The 18952-nt window shown below is 60.3% G+C and carries 20 protein-coding genes; 6 read left to right on the forward strand and 14 right to left on the reverse strand.

The window, feature by feature from the left end:
• Positions 1–74 precede the first annotated feature (74 nt).
• The 5 genes from ACQY1P_RS21275 to ACQY1P_RS21295 form a co-directional block, all read right to left on the reverse strand.
• The gene (locus ACQY1P_RS21275; RefSeq protein ID WP_062462213.1) at positions 75–938 is read right to left on the reverse strand and encodes an RNA polymerase factor sigma-32; all 864 of its coding nucleotides are present in this window, start codon (positions 936–938) and stop codon (positions 75–77) included.
• Between the two features lie 297 nt (positions 939–1235).
• Positions 1236–1811, reverse strand: coding sequence for a CarD family transcriptional regulator (locus tag ACQY1P_RS21280; protein ID WP_062462212.1), 576 nt, complete (start codon positions 1809–1811; stop codon positions 1236–1238).
• Positions 1812–2196: 385 nt separating this feature from the next.
• Complete coding sequence (gene fdxA, locus ACQY1P_RS21285) at positions 2197–2535, reverse strand: ferredoxin FdxA (RefSeq protein ID WP_062462209.1); 339 nt, start codon at positions 2533–2535, stop codon at positions 2197–2199.
• Positions 2536–2717: 182 nt separating this feature from the next.
• Positions 2718–3125, reverse strand: coding sequence for an RNA-binding S4 domain-containing protein (locus ACQY1P_RS21290; RefSeq protein WP_062462206.1), 408 nt, complete (start codon positions 3123–3125; stop codon positions 2718–2720).
• Between the two features lie 4 nt (positions 3126–3129).
• Positions 3130–6330, reverse strand: coding sequence for a helicase-related protein (locus ACQY1P_RS21295; protein WP_062462202.1), 3201 nt, complete (start codon positions 6328–6330; stop codon positions 3130–3132).
• A 375-nt stretch (positions 6331–6705) separates the two neighbouring features.
• Here ACQY1P_RS21295 and ACQY1P_RS21300 point away from each other — a divergent pair, with 375 nt between their 5' ends.
• Together ACQY1P_RS21300 and ACQY1P_RS21305 are read left to right on the forward strand one after the other, a co-directional pair.
• Positions 6706–6861: a DUF3309 family protein gene (locus ACQY1P_RS21300; RefSeq protein ID WP_082471964.1), complete on the forward strand. Its 156-nt coding sequence runs from the start codon at positions 6706–6708 to the stop codon at positions 6859–6861.
• A gap of 40 nt (positions 6862–6901) precedes the next feature.
• A complete protein-coding gene (locus tag ACQY1P_RS21305; protein ID WP_062462199.1) occupies positions 6902–7156 on the forward strand; it encodes a glycine zipper domain-containing protein in 255 nt (84 codons plus the stop codon).
• A gap of 63 nt (positions 7157–7219) precedes the next feature.
• Here the strand turns inward: ACQY1P_RS21305 and ACQY1P_RS21310 are convergent, their stop codons facing one another.
• Positions 7220–7948: a beta-ketoacyl-ACP reductase gene (locus tag ACQY1P_RS21310; protein WP_192077880.1), complete on the reverse strand. Its 729-nt coding sequence runs from the start codon at positions 7946–7948 to the stop codon at positions 7220–7222.
• 81 nt (positions 7949–8029) lie between these two features.
• Positions 8030–9211, reverse strand: a complete 1182-nt coding sequence (locus ACQY1P_RS21315; RefSeq protein WP_113111682.1) for an acetyl-CoA C-acetyltransferase — start codon at positions 9209–9211, stop codon at positions 8030–8032.
• A 230-nt stretch (positions 9212–9441) separates the two neighbouring features.
• On the opposite strand from ACQY1P_RS21315, the gene phaR reads away from it, so the two are divergent.
• Positions 9442–10044, forward strand: coding sequence for a polyhydroxyalkanoate synthesis repressor PhaR (gene phaR, locus ACQY1P_RS21320; protein WP_113165692.1), 603 nt, complete (start codon positions 9442–9444; stop codon positions 10042–10044).
• A 91-nt stretch (positions 10045–10135) separates the two neighbouring features.
• Here the strand turns inward: phaR and rpmF are convergent, their stop codons facing one another.
• The 4 genes from rpmF to mtgA form a co-directional block, all read right to left on the reverse strand.
• On the reverse strand, positions 10136–10321 hold the full coding sequence (rpmF, locus tag ACQY1P_RS21325) for a 50S ribosomal protein L32 (RefSeq protein WP_062462189.1): 186 nt from the start codon (positions 10319–10321) through the stop codon (positions 10136–10138).
• Positions 10322–10489: 168 nt separating this feature from the next.
• Complete coding sequence (locus ACQY1P_RS21330; protein ID WP_184654643.1) at positions 10490–11137, reverse strand: glutathione S-transferase family protein; 648 nt, start codon at positions 11135–11137, stop codon at positions 10490–10492.
• Positions 11138–11151: 14 nt separating this feature from the next.
• Positions 11152–11874, reverse strand: coding sequence for a DUF1868 domain-containing protein (locus ACQY1P_RS21335; protein ID WP_430255361.1), 723 nt, complete (start codon positions 11872–11874; stop codon positions 11152–11154).
• A 111-nt stretch (positions 11875–11985) separates the two neighbouring features.
• On the reverse strand, positions 11986–12732 hold the full coding sequence (gene mtgA / locus ACQY1P_RS21340) for a monofunctional biosynthetic peptidoglycan transglycosylase (RefSeq protein ID WP_184654645.1): 747 nt from the start codon (positions 12730–12732) through the stop codon (positions 11986–11988).
• 131 nt (positions 12733–12863) lie between these two features.
• Here mtgA and ACQY1P_RS21345 point away from each other — a divergent pair, with 131 nt between their 5' ends.
• Both ACQY1P_RS21345 and ACQY1P_RS21350 read left to right on the forward strand, forming a co-directional pair.
• Positions 12864–13778 carry a polyprenyl synthetase family protein gene (locus ACQY1P_RS21345; protein ID WP_430255363.1) on the forward strand — a complete coding sequence of 305 codons (915 nt, stop codon included), beginning with the start codon at positions 12864–12866 and terminating at the stop codon, positions 13776–13778.
• Between the two features lie 49 nt (positions 13779–13827).
• The gene (locus ACQY1P_RS21350; protein WP_430255365.1) at positions 13828–14469 is read left to right on the forward strand and encodes a LysE family translocator; all 642 of its coding nucleotides are present in this window, start codon (positions 13828–13830) and stop codon (positions 14467–14469) included.
• Positions 14470–14494: 25 nt separating this feature from the next.
• Here ACQY1P_RS21350 and ACQY1P_RS21355 read toward each other — a convergent pair whose 3' ends face one another.
• From ACQY1P_RS21355 to ACQY1P_RS21365, 3 genes are all read right to left on the reverse strand, one after another.
• Positions 14495–15154 carry an OmpA family protein gene (locus tag ACQY1P_RS21355; RefSeq protein WP_062462176.1) on the reverse strand — a complete coding sequence of 220 codons (660 nt, stop codon included), beginning with the start codon at positions 15152–15154 and terminating at the stop codon, positions 14495–14497.
• Positions 15155–15268: 114 nt separating this feature from the next.
• Positions 15269–16519: a flavodoxin-dependent (E)-4-hydroxy-3-methylbut-2-enyl-diphosphate synthase gene (gene ispG, locus ACQY1P_RS21360; RefSeq protein ID WP_113165653.1), complete on the reverse strand. Its 1251-nt coding sequence runs from the start codon at positions 16517–16519 to the stop codon at positions 15269–15271.
• 105 nt (positions 16520–16624) lie between these two features.
• A complete protein-coding gene (locus tag ACQY1P_RS21365; protein WP_113165652.1) occupies positions 16625–17818 on the reverse strand; it encodes an MFS transporter in 1194 nt (397 codons plus the stop codon).
• Positions 17819–18037: 219 nt separating this feature from the next.
• Here ACQY1P_RS21365 and ACQY1P_RS21370 point away from each other — a divergent pair, with 219 nt between their 5' ends.
• Complete coding sequence (locus ACQY1P_RS21370; RefSeq protein ID WP_430255367.1) at positions 18038–18949, forward strand: DMT family transporter; 912 nt, start codon at positions 18038–18040, stop codon at positions 18947–18949.
• Positions 18950–18952 lie beyond the last annotated feature (3 nt).

The raw sequence follows: 18952 nt of genomic DNA on the forward strand, positions 1-18952 counted from the left end.
TTTCAAGGGCCTGCGCGCTTTGAAGCATCGTATCGAGATGTCGCGACCGCCAGAGCGGCGCGGGCACAGTGTGTTTAGGACACAAGCGCCATCTGCGGATTTGCGGTGACAAGTGCCGACTTCAGCTTCTCGATCGCGCGGCTTTCGATCTGCCGCACACGCTCCTTGGAAATTCCGAGCTTGGCACCCAGCGCTTCCAGCGTCGCACCGTCATCCGTCAGCCTGCGGGCGCGGATGATCATCTTTTCGCGGTCGTTGAGCTTGGTGAGGGCACCCTGCAGCCATTTCAGACGACGCTCGCCGTCAATCATCCCAGAGACCTGTTCGTCCGGCAGTGGTTCGCCGCTGGCCAGCATGTCGAGGCGTTCGCCACTGTCGGCATCACCGGAAATCGTTGGAGCCTGGAGCGACGAGTCATTGCCGGAGAGACGGGCATCCATTGTCTGCACGTCGGAAACGCTGACGCCGAGTGCGACGGCAATTTCCTCATGGATGGCCTGGGCCGTGAGGTTGGAGTCGCCGCGGGCAAGTTTTGCGCGCAGGCGGCGCAGATTGAAGAACAGCGCCTTCTGGGCTGAACTCGTACCACCGCGAACGATCGACCAGTTGCGCAGGATATAGTCCTGCATGGAGGCACGGATCCACCAGCTGGCGTATGTGGAAAAGCGGACATCGCGGGCCGGTTCGAACCTTGCCGCAGCCTCGAGCAATCCCACATAACCTTCCTGAACGAGATCGCTCATGGGTAGACCGAACCCACGGAATTTCGACGCCATCGCGATGACGAGACGCATGTGGGCGAGTGCAATCTGGTTTCGAGCACCCTGATCCTGGCGGTCTTTCCAACGGATTGCCAGATCACGCTCTTCCTCGCGGGCGAGATACGGAGCCGACATCGCTATCTTGATCATTGTGCGGTCTGCGGACATGGCTGTCATAGTGTTCTCCGTGGTGCCGTGATCGACAAAGGGCAAAACCAAAAAAAACGCTGAATTGCGGGATTACCGATATTCCAGCCTTGATTTTTGCGAATTTCTGCCGATGTCCCTCAAGTGTCTCGCGGAGGTCTTGGACCGGTTAGGCAATCGCCCCGCTATTGGTTAGGACGGAGAACACGCAGCACGATGCAGCATTAAATTCGCCGTTCCGGCGGGTTAACGCGCTTGTGTTGTAAAGGTTCCAACAAAAAACCCGGCACTAGGCCGGGTTTTTGGTGTTGTCTTTCAGAGACAAAATCAGGCTGCTTCTTCTTCCTGAGCTTCATCTTCCTCAACTGTCTTGCCGCGCTTAGGACCCTTGGCAAGGTTGACCTCGATCAGGCGAACAGCTTCCGTATCGGACATCTTGTTGACGGCGGCAATTTCGCGCGCCATGCGATCCAGCGCCGCTTCATACAGCTGACGCTCGGAATAAGACTGCTCGGGCTGGTTTTCGGCGCGGAACAGATCGCGCACCACTTCTGCAATGGAAATCAGATCACCGGAATTGATCTTGGCATCATATTCCTGTGCGCGACGCGACCACATCGTGCGCTTCACGCGGGCCTTGCCCTGAACCACCTTCAATGCACGTTCGACGAAATCCGTCTCGGAGAGCTTGCGCATGCCGATGCTCAAGGCCTTGGCGACCGGAACCTTCAGGCGCATTTTGTCCTTTTCAAAATCGATCACGAAAAGCTCGAGCTTCATGCCCGCGACTTCCTGTTCTTCGATAGAGGTGATCGTGCCGACGCCATGCGCAGGATAAACAATCGATTCACCAGTTCTAAAGCCCTGGCGTGCGGGAGAATTCTTTTTCAGTTGGGTCGTCATTCGATTCACAAACTCCCTTTGACTCACCCGTTTTATCGGGTCTGGGGAAACCGGGTCTGTCAGGCCCGGATGAGACGGGGGAAACCGTCGGGTCACTCCATACTGATCCGACAACGCGCGCAAAAACAGACCAACTCGCGAAACGGCGACGACAACATCAAAGTGTTGCAATGTCACGGGGAACGCGGGGAGCGATCTGTTTCTTTCGTGATGTTTTTCGGGCACGCGAGTGCCACCTTGTGGAACAGTGAGTAAGCTCTACCACAAAAAAGTGCGGAAATCAATAATTTGCTTTTATTCTTGCAAGCCGCGTGACAGTCGGACAGTGCCCAACCAAAAGACAGCTGATTCGAGCGGGTGACGGGCGCACCATCACCATCCGGGTTTAATCGCCGGAACCTGGCTCTGCCGAGAAGTACTTTTCATACTTGCCTTCTTCGCCGTCCATTTCCTTGGCCTCCGGAAGCGGATCCCGCTTCACGGTAATGTTCGGCCAGATCTGCGCGAAGTCGGAGTTCACCTTCAGCCACTTGTCGAGACCTGGTTCCGTGTCAGGCTTGATGGCCTCAGCCGGACATTCAGGCTCGCAGACGCCGCAATCGATGCATTCGTCCGGGTGAATGACCAGAAAGTTCTCACCTTCGTAGAAGCAATCGACCGGGCACACTTCGACACAGTCTGTGTATTTGCAGCGGATGCAATTGTCTGTCACGACGAATGTCATGCGAAACTCCGAATATCGCAGATTGCGGCACGCTGCCGACGAAAGGTGCGGCAGGCGAAAAGCCGGCAGACTTCAGCACTAAAGGAAGTCATGCTTTTCGAGTGTCACCTAATGCCTTTGCTGCAACTGCGCAAGAATAAACCGTGCGTAAAAACCGGGTCTTGGGGGCGGATTTTCTAAACCTAGTTTTCGCCCGCTTCGGGAAACAGGCGTTCGGTCTCACGCCTTTCCTTCTTCGTCGGACGCCCGGAGCCCGGCAGGCGTTGCGCCTGCTCGAACGCCGTCAACTTCTGGCGTTCCTCCGGAGGCGGCGTCAGATCTTCGTAGAGAAGCCGCGCCTCTTCGAACGGTCCGCGCCGATCACCCCCGGACTTGACGACCAGAACGACATCGCGCCGTTCCAGCTTGATGTCGAGGCGGTCCCCGGTCTTGACCTGATAGCTTGGCTGAGACACCAGCGCGCCGTTGATCCGGATGCAGTTGGACTGGATCAGCGACTGCGCGATGGAGCGTGACTTTGCCATGCGCGCGAAAAAGAGCCACTTGTCGATGCGCTGTCGCGAACCTGCATGCAGCTCTTTTTCAACCATGCGCCTACTTCTTCATCTGCTCCTTGAGAGCAGCAAGCTTGGCAAAGGGCGAATCCGGATCGATCGGCTTTTCCTTGCGCGGTGGCTTGGCCTCAAAGCGAGCGGGCTGCGGTCCCTTGTTACGGTCCGGACGATCGTTACGATCTCCGCGCTCGGGACGATCGCCCCGGTTTTCAGGCCGACGGTTGTTGTTGTCGCGGTTTGGACGACCACCGTCACGGCGCTCGCCATCCCGACGACCATCGCGACGGCCTTCCTTGGGAGCGGCTTCGCCCTGGGGGCGGGCTTCCTGGGTGCGGCCTGCTGAGGCAGCACCGGCATTGCGCTGACCCTGGCCGTTACCACGGCGATCACCCTGCTGTGGCCGACCACCCTGGCGCTGGCTGTTCTCGCGACCGCCACCCGGGCGCCACAGGAGAACAGGCTTTGCTTCTTCGGGTTCGACGGCAGCGGCAGATTGAGTCGAGGCGGCTGTCTCGGCCTGAGCGTCCGGCTCGGCCGTTGCAGGTGCCTCAACGGTTTCAGCTTCCATGGAAGCGGCGACGTCAGGCGCTGCAGCTTCTTCACTCGCAGCGTCTTCTGCAGGAGCAGCAGCCTCAGCAGGCGCCACAACCTCAGCGGAAGCTTCGGTTGCTTCAGTTTCTTCGCCCTGATCGCCTTCGGCAGTCGGTGCGGCCTCGTCTGCTGCAGCCGTTGGCGTGGCAGGGGCAGCCGCAGCTGGCTCCTGGCCAGCCAGGAATGCCTGCGCCTCTTCAGGCTTCACGGCATCGGCGCGATAGCCGAGGCCTTTCAGAATTTCTTCCATATCGTCAGGCGTTGCGCCGAGGATCGACAGCATGGCTGTCGTCGTCACGAAGCGGCGACCGTCATAGGCGCCTTCTGGACGCGGGCTGGAGCCCGGCTTCCACTGCAGCAGCGGACGGATGAGATCGGCCAGACGCTCGAGAATGTCGATACGAACGGCACGCTTGCCGAGGAAGCGGAAACCGGCGAGCTTGTAGAAGGTACGCTCGAAAGCAGGATCCGCGACGACCGATGTGCGGCCGGCAGCAAGCGCCGGAATGAGATCGCCGTAACCCGGCTTGTCGATGCCGTCGTTCTTCAGCGCCCAGAGAAGCGTGATAAGCTCGGCCGGAGCAGGCTTCAGCAGCGCCGGCATGAACACATGGTAGGCGCCGAAGCGGATGCCGTAGCGGCGCATCGAAGCGCGCGCATCCTGATCGAGCGTCTTCACGTCTTCGGCAACATCGCGCCGGAACATGACGCCGAGGTTTTCGACCAGCTGGAAGGCCAGGCCCTTGGCGAGACCCTGCAGGTCTTCAGCGCGCGACAGATCGTCCAGCGGCTTCAGCACGGTCGCAATGTGATGGTTCACGAAACGCTCGATGCGCGCAACGACGTGTTCGCGGGCATTGCCGGTCAACTGCTCGTCGGCAAGCAGGATCAGGCGCGGGCGCATGATATGGTCGCTTGACGCAAGCCGGCCGACAGGTTCGCCGAGCCAGCGCACGGAACCGTCCGAGCCGACAGCAAGGTCGTTGTTGCCGGATGCATAAAGCCGCGCGGCGCGTGCCTCGAACTCCAGCGCAAGCGCCTTTTGCGCGGCACCCTGGACGGCCTTCGCATCTGGACCCTCCGTGCCGGCTATAGGCGTGAATCGGAATCCAGCCAATTGCCCCACATGATGGCCTTCGACGAAGACATCCCCATTCACACTGATTTCAGCTTCCAGCATCGCATTCTCTCTTAGGCGCTTCATGAGCACAGATGTCCTGCGATCAACAAAGCGTTTCGTCAACCGTTCATGTAACGCGTCCGACAACCTATCCTCGATTTCCCGTGTCTTTTCTTGCCAGTGTGTCGGATCGGCAAGCCAGCCAGGGCGGTTCGAAACATAGGTCCAGGTACGAATCTGCGCGATTCGGGCCGACAGGGTGTCGATTTCTCCGTCGGTCCGGTCGGCGCGGCGAACCTGTTCTGCCATGAATTGCTCGTTCACCGTGCCGAAGCGCACAAGATCCGAGAAAAGAGTCGAAATGAGGTCTGCGTGTTGCGCAGGGGCAATCCGCCGATAGTCCGGCAGAGCGCAGGCCTCCCACAATTTTTCCACCCGCTCCGGCGTTGTCGCCGTATCGCGGATTTCTGCGTAGCGCGACAGATAGTCGAGCGCCTGGATATCGATTGCCGGCAGCGCGCGGGCAAGCCCCGCCACGGTCGGCGGCCGGTCGAGACTGGCACGCAGAGCGGCAAGCGAGGAATAGTCGACGCTTTTCGTGCGCCACTGCAGCACTTTCACCGGCTCGAAATGATGACCCTCGATCCGCTCGACCAGTTCGTCGTCGAACGGCTGGACCTGCCCGGTGACACCAAAGGTTCCGTCACGCAGGTGGCGGCCCGCACGCCCGGCAATCTGCGCCATTTCGGACGGATTGAGATTGCGGAACTGATAGCCGTCGAACTTGCGATCCTGAGCGAAGGCAACGTGATCCACATCGAGATTGAGGCCCATGCCGATCGCATCGGTTGCGACGAGATATTCCACATCGCCTTCCTGATAGAGAGCGACCTGTGCATTGCGGGTGCGCGGGCTCAAGGCGCCAAGCACGACAGCCGCACCACCGCGCTGGCGGCGGATCAGTTCGGCGATCGCATAGACCTCTTCCGCAGAGAAGGCGACGATCGCGGAACGCTGCGGCAGGCGGGTGATCTTTTTCTGACCGGCATAAAACAACTGCGAGAGGCGCGGCCGTTCGACCACGGTGATCCCGGGAAGCAGCCGTTCGAGGATCGGCCGCATGGTGCCGGCACCGAGCAGCAACGTCTCCTCGCGTCCGCGAAGATGCAGGATGCGGTCGGTGAAGATGTGCCCGCGCTCGAGATCGCCGGCCAGCTGTACCTCGTCGATAGCGACGAAGGCGGCCTTTGTCTCGCGCGGCATCGCCTCGACGGTGCAGACGGAAAAGCGCGCCATATGCGGCGTGATCTTTTCCTCGCCCGTGATCAGCGCGACATTGTGATAACCGACCTTCTCCACGACACGCGTATAGACCTCGCGTGCAAGCAGGCGAAGGGGCAGACCGATGACGCCGGAACCGTGCGCAACCATGCGCTCGATGGCATAATGGGTCTTGCCGGTATTGGTGGGGCCTAGCACGGCCGTGACGCCGCGGCCGCTGAGAATCATGGGCTGAGAATGCAAAGCCAGTTCCTGCTTATCCGCCGATGCGATCCTCCACGGAAACGCAATCGCAGTATCAGATGGCCATGCTCGACGATAAACGCAAGCCGATATGTTGTCCTCGACAAGGCGAGACCACGATTTCCAGGATCAACATGTGTACGATACGCACGCCAGTTTCGTTCGAACAAACGTGAACGAATCGGCGACGATTGCGGATTCCGGAGCGTTCTCGATCTGTTTCGAACATTACCCGGCTTTCCGACGCATGGCCAAAGTGTAACCCGTTAACCACACTTCACGGGCGAGCTAGTGGTGAGTGGAACAAAAGTTCCCATGCTACGTTTTCTCGGCAATCCCAACCGGACATGTCGAGCCGGGAGGTCAGCGGAGTACAAGCCTATGCTCGGAACCATCCTACTTATCGTACTGATTTTGCTTTTGATCGGCGCGCTGCCGAATTGGGGGCACAGCCGGAACTGGGGTTATGGTCCGTCCGGCGGTCTCGGCCTCGTTGTGCTGATTATCATCATCCTCCTGCTGATGGGCAGGATCTAAAAGCGGCGAAGCCGCACGTTACCAAGGGAAGGAAAGTGACATGAAAAAAGTTTTGCTCGTCGGCGCTCTCGTCGGAATGCTGGCATCCTGCACATCCACTGAAAAGGGCACTGCAATCGGTGCTGCTTCAGGCGCCGTTATCGGTGGCGCTGTGACCAACAGCTGGGGTGGCGCTGCAGTCGGCGCTGTCGGCGGCGGTCTGGTTGGCGCTGCTATCGGCGAATCGCAGAAGCGCAACGGTTACTGCGTCTATCGCGACCGTTATGGCCGTACATACGAAGCGCGTTGCCGCTAAGTCCTGCGTTTAGTCGCAGTATAGAAACCGGCGTCCCATGGGCGCCGGTTTTTTTGTATCCGCTTACCCGGCGAAATACTGACCGCCATTTGCGCTGAGCGTCGAGCCGGTAATGAATCCGGCTTCTTCAGAGGCTAGAAACAGCACGCAGCGGGCGATTTCTTCCGGCTCTCCCAACCGTCCGACAGGTATCTGCGGGATGATCTTTTCGTCCATCACCTTTTGCGGGATGGCACGCACCATGTCGGTTCCGATATAGCCGGGGCAGATCGCATTGACGGTGATGTTCTTCGAGGCCCCCTCTTGAGCCAGCGCCTTGGTGAAGCCGAGATCGCCCGCCTTGGCGGCGGAATAGTTCACCTGCCCCATCTGGCCCCTCTGGCCATTGATCGAGGAGATGTTGATGATGCGGCCGAATCCGCGCTCGCGCATGCCGGGCCACACCGGATGGGTCATGTTGAACAGGCCGGAAAGGTTGGTATCAATGACCTCCTTCCACTGCTGCGGCGTGATCTTGTGAAACATGCCGTCGCGGGTGATGCCGGCATTGTTGACGAGGACGTCGATCGGCCCGAGCTGCGTTTCGACTTCAGCGATGCCCTTCACGCAGGCATCGTAATCCGACACGTCCCACTGGAACACCGGAATGCCCGTCGCCGCGTGAAACTCAGCGGCCTTTTCGGTATTGCCCGCAAAATTTGCGGCGACCGAATAGCCTGCCGCTTTCATGGCAGTGCTGATCGCAGCCCCGATGCCGCGCGTGCCTCCTGAAATCAACGCGATACGCGCCATGTAAACTTCCTTTCATACCGTCGCCGCCGTCAGCGTAACGGAGCTGCTCACGCCGATAACGTGGGCAGCTGCCACCCAGTGCTAGAGCGCTTCCAGACACATGGCGACGCCCATACCACCCCCGATGCAGAGCGTCGCAAGCCCCTTTTTCGCGCCACGGCGCTTCATTTCGAACAGCAGCGTATTGAGAATTCGCGCACCCGACGCACCGATCGGGTGACCAATGGCGATCGCTCCGCCGTTGACGTTGACGAGCGACGGATCGAGGCCCAGATCCCGCGTGACCGCGCAGGACTGTGCGGCAAACGCCTCATTCGCTTCGATCAGGTCGACATCGCCGATTTTCCAACCGGCTTTTTCCAGCGCGCGACGCGAAGCCGGGATGGGCCCGGTTCCCATGATCTGCGGATCGACGCCAGCAGTGGCCCAGGAGACGATGCGCGCCAGCGGCGCAATGCCACGACGACCGGCTTCTTCCTCCGTCATCAGCAACGCTGCGGCGGCGCCATCGTTAAGGCCGGATGCGTTGGCGGCAGTCACTGTGCCTTCCTTGTCGAAGGCCGGCCGAAGCTTCGCCATCCCCTCCAAAGTCGCACCGGCACGGATGTATTCGTCGTTCTCGACGCGCAACTCGCCCTTGCGGGTCTGGATCAGGAAGGGAACGATCTCGTCCCTGAAGCGGCCAGCAACCTGCGCTGCCTCCGCTTTGTTTTGCGAGGACACCGCGAACTGATCCTGTTCCTCGCGCGACAACTGCCACTGTCGGGCGATGTTTTCAGCGGTGATGCCCATGTGATAGCCGTAGAACGCGTCGGTCAAGCCATCCTTGATCATCGTATCGATCATCTTGAAATCACCCATCTTCACGCCGCCGCGTAAGTGCGCGCAATGCGGTGCCATCGACATGGATTCCTGTCCACCGGCGACGATGATCTTGGCATCGCCGAGCGCGATCTGCTGCATGCCCAGTGCGACCGCACGAAGACCGGAACCGCAGAGCTGGTTGACGCCCCAGGCCGTCGCCTCCTGCGGCACCCCGGCCTTCATCGCCGCCTGACGTGCGGGGTTCTGTCCCTCGCCGGCAGGCAGGACCTGCCCCATGATGACCTCGTCCACTTCCCCCGCCTCCACGCCACCGCGCGCCAGCACCTCCTTGATTACCGCGCCGCCAAGTTCGTGTGCGGGGACGTTCGCAAATGCGCCGTTGAAGGAGCCGACGGCCGTTCGTGCTGCGGCTGCGATAACGATGGATGGATTGGACATGATGTCTCCTCTTTCCGTTTCTTGGCACCGAGACTGGCAAAGCCTGAGCGCCCTGTCAAACGCCCGGTTTTCGCCCGAAACACCCGGTTTTTCATCGATTTGCTGCGCAGCATGGTGATCCATCGCGGCGCACAAATCGATTGTCAGTTGCGCCAATTTAAGCTTACATTCGAGGCGGGAGAAGATGCCAAGCACTAATAATCGCGCGAATGGCGAAGTGGAGGGAAATCATGGCAAAGACCGAAGGTGACGTGACGATCAAGAAATACGCTAACCGGCGTCTCTACAACACCGGAACAAGCACATACGTGACGCTCGAAGACTTGGCGAAAATGGTCAAGAAGGGCGAGGTATTTACGGTTCAGGATGCCAAGACGGGCGAGGACATCACGCACTCGGTTCTGACCCAGATCATTTTCGAGCAGGAGTCCAAGACGGGAAACACGCTTCTGCCGGTGTCCTTCCTGCGACAGCTGATTTCCTACTACGGCGACCAGATGCAGATGGTGGTGCCGACCTTCCTCGAACATTCGATGAAGACGTTTTCGGACCAGCAGGTGCAGATGCGCGAGCAGATGACGAGTGCGTTCGGTGACACGCCGATCGCCAAGAACCTGCACCTTCCGATGCAGATGATGGAAGAACAGGTGCGGCGCAATACGGACATGTTCCGTCAGGCCATGCAGATGTTCACGCCCTTTGCCGGTGCCGCGACGCCGCCTCAGCACCAGTCCGCCCCACCATCGGGCAAGAAGGCGGAAGCCAAGGACATCGACGAACTGAAGGAGCAGCTCCGCGCGCTTCAGGGTCGTCTCGACAGCATGAGCACCTGAACGGCACCTCCTGCGGGAAGAAGCGCGCCTTACCGAGCGCCTAACAAAAAAGGCCGGCAAAGCCGGCCTTTCAAGCAATCATCAGAAAAGCTTACGCGCTTTCCTTCGGCGTCAGAACCTGACGGCCGCGGTACATACCGGTCTTGAGATCGATATGGTGCGGACGGCGCAGTTCGCCGGAGTTCTTGTCCTCGACGAATGTCGGGGTCTTGAGAGCGTCAGCAGAGCGGCGCATACCGCGCTTCGACGGGCTCGTTTTTCTTTTAGGTACAGCCATTTTCGTTACTCCACTTCGTGCAAAACAGGGATTTCCGGCCGGAACTGAGGCCGAACATTCCATGTCTCGATCTCGGAAATTTGGCGCGCTTATACATGCCAACCGGGTACTTGACCAGTCCCTGCAGGGATATTGGCGGGATTTTTTCGCAAACCACGCCGAAACACCTCAGGCCTCGTCTTCTTCGACGATTGCTGTCTCCTGAAGGGCCGCTTCCTGCCATGAAACCCAGGCCGGATGCGACGTCATTGCCTCCATATACGCAAGCGTGTCGGCGTCGTCTACCAGATCATAGACCGCAAAGCGATTGACGACCGGTGCGAACATCGCGTCCGCTGCGGTAAACTCGCCAAACAGGAACGGACCGCCGGATTTTGCCCGCAGTTCCCGCCAGATCGTGGAGATGCGCGCGACGTCTTCCATCACCCCATCGGCAAGCTCGATACGCCGCTTCGGCCGGCGAAAATTCATCGGGCAGGCATTGCGCAGCGCGCGAAAGCCCGAGAGCATCTCCATCGAGATGGAACGGGCGACGGCACGATCCGCAGAGGATGTCGGCCAGAGCCCGCTCTCCGGAAACAGCTCGGCTGCGTATTCGATGATCGACAGCGACTGCCAGACGCGCACGTCGCCATGATGCAGCACCGGCACCTGGGCATTGGGCGAGATCGTCTTGTAGCGTGGATTGCCTGCCGGATAATCGAACGGGATCAGCACTTCCTCGAAAGGAACGCCGGCAGCTGTGAGCGCAATCCACGGCCGGAAGGACCAGGACGAATAGTTCTTATTTGCAATATAGAGGACGAGTTTTTCCATCGGCGCGGTTTCCATCAGGTCTCGGAATCGAAAATCATCAGTTCGTGGAAATGGTTCATGTCCTCGAACGAGCAGAATGCCGGCGGACGCAATTGAAGCACCGGGGCCGCGCGCTGGATCTCAGCGGTCACCTCGTCGAGCATCAACTGCCAGGCCGGCAGCGCTGCATCCGACAGGCGCTCGATCACATAGGCAAAGGTAATGTGGAAGGCATAGTCGTCGTGATCCGGATGGCGATAGCCGAGGAGCCGCGCCAGCGCATCGCGCCAGGCCTTCATCGCCTTGCGGTCATGCTCGGACTTCCCCTCGACCACGAGACCCGACGGCTTGGCGCTTTTCACGGTGACCTGGAACGGATCCAGCGTCGAGAAACCTTCGAGCCGCGCGGCCATGATTTCCGTCATATCCTCGATTGGCGTCTCGAGCGGCATATCGTCCGGCCAGAAGCGAGGCTTGCGGCGATACTCGATGACACCCTGGAACAGCGTCATGTGCAAACTGGTGATCGGCGTGAAGAGAAAACGCTCGGCTTCCGGCATGTCGAGATAGCGCGCACGTGCCGCGACAAGCAGCGCCTGCGTTTTCGATTCTTTTTCCACATGGCAGACGATCGTGTTGCCGGGCTCGGGCAGAAAGCCGCCTCGCCGTGCGTAACGCGTTCCAAGCCGCGGCGGCGGTTTTGGATTGTGCGTCGCCGAGTATCTGAGGAGATCGGGCGAAATCAGTCTGGCATCCATCGGCGGTCCACTTTCTGCGTAAACGCACTCACAAAGCGTGCTCGATCCGCTCTTAAGCCAGCGTCGATACTGACAGATGACATGAGGGACGTTTAACGCTTAGTTTTGACGTCACCCATAAATGCATTTGATGTAATCGCTGGATGCGCGCGCGCGCCGTTCCACAACACCGGCCAGCCGCTGCATTCCGCGGCCGGGCTTGCTGGCGACCCGCGTGTGCGGATTGGGAAGTGCGACGGCGAGCAACGCGGCCTGACGGGCACTCAGCTTGGCAGCTGGCACCTTGAAATGATACTGCGCCGCCGCTTCAGCCCCGTAGATACCAGGTCCCCATTCTGCGACGTTGAGATAGATTTCCATCAACCGCCATTTCGGCCAAATGAAATCCTCAGCCAGCGCCAGCGGCAGTTCCAGCCCTTTACGGATGAAGGAGCGGCCGTTCCATAGAAACAGGTTCTTGGCCGTCTGCATCGGAATGGTGCTCGCGCCACGCGTTGCCTCGCCGTCCAGTGCATCCTGCACGACGCCGCGCATCTGGCGCCAGTCGACGCCGCCGTGGAAACAGAACTGGCCGTCCTCCGACATCATCACGGCCCGCACGAGATTGGGCGAGATGTCCTCGATATCAACCCACTGGCGGTCATACCCGCGCAGAAGAAACAGTTCCGACAGCATGAGGGTGGACACCGGCCGCGTGAATGGCAGCGCATAGACCGGGATGAGAAGATAGGGCAGCACCACCAGCGCAATGACGAACAGGATGACGCGCCGGAGCCACGTGGTGTTAGGCAGGCGAAACCGTCGTGCGGGCCTCACGGGTTCGTCTTCTTCGGCATGCTGTTCAGGTGCGATATCCAAGGTGCTTCTACCCGCCCGTTTAAAGTTTCATAGCCGGTGGCGCTTTCGAAGGCCAGTCCACCGGCTGAAACTTCGGCAATGCTGGTAAATCGACATTGCCTGTATCGTCGCCCCATGCCAAACAGCCCGGCATGAACACGACCGATCTTGCATTCGAAAGCCGGTTGAAAGACAGCGCAGTCGCCACCGAGGCGCTGCTTGTGTCGCTTCTTTCGGATCAAACGTTGCCCGACGAAGTCACGCGCCCGGCCCATCTGATGGCCGCGATGCGCCATGGTTCGCTGAATGGCGGAAAGCGCCTGCGACCGTTCCTGCTGCGCGAAAGCGCGCTTCTGCTTGGTGGGAACGAACAGGCCGCCATGCGCGTCGGCGCGGCTCTCGAATGTCTCCACTGTTATTCGCTGATCCACGACGACCTGCCGGCCATGGACGACGACGACCTTCGCCGTGGTCAGCCGACGGTCCACAGGGCATTCGACGAGGCGACCGCGATCCTTGCCGGCGACAGCCTGCTGACCTACGCCTTCGACATCATCGCAGCGCCTGAAACAGCCCTGCCGGACCGGGCAAAGACGGAACTTGTTCTGGCCCTTGCCCGCGCCGCCGGTTCCGGCGGCATGGTGGGTGGCCAGGCGCTCGATCTGGCTGCGGAAAAATCAGCACCGGACGAGGCAGGGATTACCACGCTTCAGGCGATGAAGACCGGTGCGCTGATCCGCTTCGCCTGCGAGGCAGGCGCCATCATCGCGGGCGCGGATCAGGAACATCGTCAGCGCCTCAGAAAATTCGGCCAGGTCATCGGGCTTGCTTTCCAGCTTGCCGACGATCTTCTCGACATCACCTCCGATGCCGAGACCATGGGCAAGGCGACCGGCAAGGACGCTGCCCGAGGCAAGGGCACGCTGGTTGCCATGCATGGCACAGGCTGGGCGGAAGAGAAGCTCGATGCGCTGACAGCCGAGGCTGTCGACCTGCTTGCGCCCTACGGCGAAAAGGCATTTATTCTGCAGCAGACGGCACGCTTTATCGCCAGCCGCCAGAACTGACGATCCCGGACGGTGGCAAGCCTCCCGGATCAACCCCGAGGAGTAAAGCATGCCGGATGTATTCGCCTACCTGCCCTATATCTGGCCAGCCTATCTCGCCTATCTCATTGCCGTCCTCAGCCCCGGACCTGCCAATTTCGCCATTATCGGGATGGCGATTTCGCATGGCCGTCGCAACGGGGTGATCCTGGCACTCGGCGTCTTCTGCGGCTCGCTGACCTGGGCCTGCGCTGCCGCACTCGGGCTTGCCGCAGTCCTGCGCAGCTACGCGATCGCGCTCGAAATCATGAAGGTTCTCGGCGGGCTCTATCTGATCTATCTTGCCTGGAAGGCATACCGCTCGGCGCGGACCCCGGATATCGAGACCGCATCGAGCGAGAGCAGGACGTCCTATACGGCAAGGCAACTCTGGCTGCGCGGCTATGCCATCCGCGTCACCAATCCGAAGGCGATCTTCGGCTGGCTGGCGATCATTTCGCTCGGCCTGCCCGCGGATGCACCACCTTCGGCGATCATGCTGATCGTCGGCATCTGCTCGACCTCAAGCCTGGTCATCTTCACCGGATATGCGGTTCTGTTTTCGACCCGCCACGCGCTTCGCGCCTACAAGGCCGCCCGGCGCTGGATCGAAGGCACCATGGCGGTGTTCTACAGCATTGCCGGCGTGAAACTGCTGACGAGCCGGATCTGACCGGCTCGTCGACATCTGTCCGAACTCAGCCCTGCTCGATCGGCGCGATCGCGACTTCGACGCGGCGGTTCTGGGCGCGACCATCCGGCGAGGCGTTGGAAGCGACCGGCTGCGACGGGCCGTAGCCCATGGTCGAGACACGGCGCTGATCGACGCCGCGACCACCGAGATAGTTGGCGACCGAGACGGCACGGCGTTCCGAAAGCGCCTGGTTGTGCTGCAGGCTGCCGGTCGAATCCGTGTGACCGTTGACGTCGATATAGGTCTTGCCGAACTTGTTGAGCACGATCGCAACCGAATCGAGCGTGGCATAGAACGGCGGGATCACCTGATCCTGATCGGTGGCAAAGGTGATGTTCGACGGCATGTTTAGAATGATGCGGTCGCCGTTGCGGGTCACCGATACGCCGGTTCCCTGCAGCTGCTGGCGCAGTTCGGCTTCCTGGCGGTCCATGTAATTGCCGATGGCGCCACCGGCGAGGCCACCGATCGCAGCGCCGATCAGCGCATTGCGGCCCTTGTTGCCGCCGCCGATCAACAGACCGCCGACCGCGCCGAGACCGGCACCGATGGCAGCGCCACCAGCCGTGTTCGACATTTTCTGCTGACCCGTATAGGGATCGGTCGTCGTGCAGGCAGAGAGATACGTCGCGCAAGCTGCGACGATAGCAATTTTTTTCAACATATGAATCAGTTTCCCCGTCGTCCGTAGTACCTCTCATTTACCATGAAATACGGCAATAGCGAGGAGAGGCAGCGGCAGCCGGGATAAGGAATTATCCCTATCCGGGAATGACGCTTACTCGGCGGCGGTTTTCTGGCCGAAGCGGTTCTCGATGTAATCGATCACCAGCTTTTCGAAATCCTGAGCGATATTGGGGCCGCGCAGCGTCATCGCCTTCTGACCGTCGATAAAGATCGGGGCGGCAGGCGTCTCGCCAGTGCCGGGCAGCGAGATGCCGATATCGGCATGCTTGCTTTCGCCGGGGCCGTTGACGATGCAGCCCATGACGGCGACGTTCAGCGCCTCGACGCCCGGATACTTTTCGCGCCAGATCGGCATGTTCTTGCGGATATCGTTCTGGATGTTCTGGGCCAGCTCCTGGAACACCGTCGACGTGGTGCGCCCGCAGCCGGGACAAGCGGCAACCACCGGAATGAACTGGCGGAACCCCATGACCTGCAGGATTTCCTGCGCAACCTGCACTTCGCGGGTGCGGTCACCATTCGGTTCCGGCGTCAGCGACACCCGGATCGTATCGCCGATGCCGTGCTGCAGGACATAGCCCATGGCGGCCGACGAGGCGACGATGCCCTTGGTGCCCATGCCGGCCTCTGTCAGGCCCAGATGCAGCGCATGGTTGGAGCGCTCGGCCAGCATCGAATAGCAGGCGATCAGATCCTGCACCTGGCTGACTTTTGCGGACAGAATGATCCGGTTGCGCGGCAGGCCGATGCTTTCAGCAAGCTCGGCCGAAATCAGCGCCGACTGGACGATCGCCTCATGCATGACCTGGCGGGCAGACAGCGGCGAACCGGCTTCGGAATTGCGGTCCATCAGCGTCGTCAGAAGATCCTGGTCGAGCGAACCCCAGTTGACGCCGATGCGAACAGGCTTGTCGTAACGGATCGCCATCTCGATGATGTCGCCGAACTGCTTGTCCTTCTTGTCCTTGAAACCGACATTGCCCGGGTTGATGCGGTATTTTGCGAGCGCCTCGGCGCAGGCCGGATGATCGGCCAGCAGCTTGTGGCCGATATAATGGAAATCGCCGATCAACGGCACGTCGAGGCCGAGGCGCAGCAGACGCTCGCGCACCTTCGGCACGGCGGCAGCGCTCTCGTCGCGATCGACGGTGATGCGGACGATCTCGGAGCCTGCCTTGTAGAGCGCCGCAACCTGCGCAACGGTCGCATCCACATCAGCCGTATCGGTATTGGTCATCGACTGGACGACGACGGGCGCACCACCACCGACGATCACACCGCCGACATCGACGGCAACCGTGGCGCGGCGGGGCTTCGGGTCATATTCAATCGGTGCGTTCATGGGATCGTCTCGTTGCCTTTGCCCTGGGGCTAACTGGGGGCATAAACCGTCTTTCAGGTGGCGTATGACCGCCGGCTTGTCAACCAGCGGCCATGAATAGTTGGGTCAGTGATGCGCGCCGTCCGCATGCCTTGCAAGGTTCGAGAGAAGCAGCGTCACCAGGATCAGCACCGACAATCCCGCGAAAATGCTGCCAAGTCCCGTATGCTCAGCGATAAAGCCGATTGCCGAAGGTGCAACGAGAATTCCGGAATAGCCCATCGTGGTGACCACGGACAAACTGACGCCCGCTGCCATGCCCGGCAGATTGCCGGCCGCGGAAAACAGGATCGGCACGATGTTCGAAATGCCGATGCCGGCGATAGCAAAGCCTGCAATGGCCATCGTCGAACTGGTCGCAAAACCGATCGTCAGCATGCCCAGCATGGCGATGACGCCGCAGACCCTAAGCGTATTGACGGCACCGAACCGGTCGCGGATGAGATCGCCGGCAAAACGCATCGCCGCCATCGTGAAGGAGAAAGCCGCAAAGGCGAAGCCGGACAGCGTCAGCGAGGCCGACAGCTCGTTGCGCATGTAAAGCGCGCCCCAATCAAGAATGGATCCCTCGGGGATCATGCAGAACAGCGCCATGATTCCGAGCAGCCAGGGAAGCGGTGACGACGGCAGGCGGCGTCCGGCCCCGGCCGCCCTCTCCTCCGGATGCGGCGCATCCTGAAGCACCATTTTCCAGGCGACGGCGATCATGACGGCGGCGACGACGGTTACGAAAAGCGCATGCGGAAGAACGCCGATCCGTTCGAGAAGAAAGCCACCGGTCGAGGCGCCGAGCAGGCCGCCGAGGCTCCAGAACGCGTGGCAGGATGACATGATCGCGCGGCGCATGCCTTTCTCAGTCGCAACGGCATTGGCATTCATTGCCACATCCATCGCGCCGATCAGGCCGCCGAACAGAAACAACGCAACCGCTCCGCTCCAGACGCTGCCGATCAGCGACAGGAGAAGAAGCGTCGGCGTCAAAAGGACTGCGGTGACCTTTGAGACGATGCTGGAGCCGAACCTCGCGATCTGGCTGCCGGCGATCGGCATCATCACGATGGAGCCTAGCCCGAAGATCAGGATCATCACGCCGAGCGACTTTTCGCTCAGCTCCAGACGTGCCGCAAATTCCGGGATCTTTGGCGCCCAGGCACCGATCATGAAGCCGTTCATCAGAAACAGCAGCGATACGCCGATCCGCTGCGGTGTGATGAAAGCACGTCGGGTCTTGGCTTCCGCCGGCGAAGACAAATCGTTCATCAGGTTGCTTCCTCCAGGCGCTGAGATTTAATTAAATCGATTTAGATTGCAATCTTCCGCGCTCAGCATGAGTTTCACGATTTATGTCTCCGGTTCACGCTTGTCACCCCTTAGCAACGACGGATGGAGCGCGACGAAGCTGATTGCAATCGCTGCAGAACGCCTTAAGCATTCGGATATGCAATGATATGAGGCGTCGGTATCCGGCGTGTGACTTTCTTGAAATCCAGCATCGGCAGCGGCATTCTTCTCGTCAGTACCTCCTACTTCGTGTTCACGCTTCATGATGCGGTGATCAAGCTGCTGGTGGTCGATGTCGGCGTCTGGCAGATCATTTTCTTCCGAAGCCTGACGGTTCTGATCGCCTGCCTCGTCATCGGGGGACGCGGTTTCATCCCGCGCGTTGTCCGCTCTCCGATCGTCCGGCCGATGATGGTGCGCAGCGTCATCCTTCTCGCCGCATGGGTGTCGTTCTACACGGCCGCCAAGTCGCTGCAATTGGCCGAACTGACGACGATCTATTACGCCAATCCGATCGTCGCCACCCTGCTTGCCATTCCGGTTCTGGCGGAAAAAGTGCCCGCGGTCCGCTGGGTGGCGATCATCCTCGGCTTCGTCGGCGTGGTGATTGCCGCAAACCCGGCTGGGCTGACGATCTCGGTACCGGTCGGTCTCGCGCTTCTCGCCGCAATCCTCTGGGCGATCGGCAGCGTTCTCTTGCGCAAGACGGCGATGAGCGAGAAGACCCTTGTCCAGATGACGCTCACCAACTTCTTCTTCGTGGTGATGACCTTCGTCATGGCCGTGCTGACATGGCAGCCGGTCGATCTGAAAAGCGGTGCGCTTCTGGCGCTCATCGGCATTCTCGGCGGCACCGCCCAGGCGACGCTGTTCGAGGCGATGCGACGGGCGCCGGTCTCGGTGCTCGCGCCGTTCGAATATTCATCGTTGATCTGGGCTTTCGTGCTCGGTTACGCCATCTGGCAGGATATTCCCGCAAGCAATGTCGCCGCCGGTGCCGCACTGATCTTCTGCGCCGGGCTGCTGATCGTCGCGAGCGAGCGGCTCGCGGCAAGGCGCTATCGCCTCGCCCAACCTGCGGACGGCCCGGACGGACCGACGGGCGCCTGAGTC

The organism is Neorhizobium sp. DAR64872/K0K18 (assembly GCF_050500175.1).
GTDB lineage: Bacteria > Pseudomonadota > Alphaproteobacteria > Rhizobiales > Rhizobiaceae > Neorhizobium > Neorhizobium soli.

Bases quoted from the DNA above. Each gene is read 5' to 3' on its own strand.
- ACQY1P_RS21275 (WP_062462213.1), bottom strand. From the start codon at position 938: ATGACAGCCATGTCCGCAGACCGCACAATGATCAAGATAGCGATGTCG.
- ACQY1P_RS21280 (WP_062462212.1), bottom strand. From the start codon at position 1,811: ATGACGACCCAACTGAAAAAGAATTCTCCCGCACGCCAGGGCTTTAGA.
- fdxA (WP_062462209.1), bottom strand. From the start codon at position 2,535: ATGACATTCGTCGTGACAGACAATTGCATCCGCTGCAAATACACAGAC.
- ACQY1P_RS21290 (WP_062462206.1), bottom strand. From the start codon at position 3,125: ATGGTTGAAAAAGAGCTGCATGCAGGTTCGCGACAGCGCATCGACAAG.
- ACQY1P_RS21300 (WP_082471964.1), top strand. From the start codon at position 6,706: ATGCTCGGAACCATCCTACTTATCGTACTGATTTTGCTTTTGATCGGC.
- ACQY1P_RS21305 (WP_062462199.1), top strand. From the start codon at position 6,902: ATGAAAAAAGTTTTGCTCGTCGGCGCTCTCGTCGGAATGCTGGCATCC.
- ACQY1P_RS21310 (WP_192077880.1), bottom strand. From the start codon at position 7,948: ATGGCGCGTATCGCGTTGATTTCAGGAGGCACGCGCGGCATCGGGGCT.
- ACQY1P_RS21315 (WP_113111682.1), bottom strand. From the start codon at position 9,211: ATGTCCAATCCATCCATCGTTATCGCAGCCGCAGCACGAACGGCCGTC.
- phaR (WP_113165692.1), top strand. From the start codon at position 9,442: ATGGCAAAGACCGAAGGTGACGTGACGATCAAGAAATACGCTAACCGG.
- rpmF (WP_062462189.1), bottom strand. From the start codon at position 10,321: ATGGCTGTACCTAAAAGAAAAACGAGCCCGTCGAAGCGCGGTATGCGC.
- ACQY1P_RS21330 (WP_184654643.1), bottom strand. From the start codon at position 11,137: ATGGAAAAACTCGTCCTCTATATTGCAAATAAGAACTATTCGTCCTGG.
- ACQY1P_RS21335 (WP_430255361.1), bottom strand. From the start codon at position 11,874: ATGGATGCCAGACTGATTTCGCCCGATCTCCTCAGATACTCGGCGACG.
- ACQY1P_RS21345 (WP_430255363.1), top strand. From the start codon at position 12,864: ATGAACACGACCGATCTTGCATTCGAAAGCCGGTTGAAAGACAGCGCA.
- ACQY1P_RS21350 (WP_430255365.1), top strand. From the start codon at position 13,828: ATGCCGGATGTATTCGCCTACCTGCCCTATATCTGGCCAGCCTATCTC.
- ACQY1P_RS21355 (WP_062462176.1), bottom strand. From the start codon at position 15,154: ATGTTGAAAAAAATTGCTATCGTCGCAGCTTGCGCGACGTATCTCTCT.
- ispG (WP_113165653.1), bottom strand. From the start codon at position 16,519: ATGAACGCACCGATTGAATATGACCCGAAGCCCCGCCGCGCCACGGTT.
- ACQY1P_RS21365 (WP_113165652.1), bottom strand. From the start codon at position 17,818: ATGAACGATTTGTCTTCGCCGGCGGAAGCCAAGACCCGACGTGCTTTC.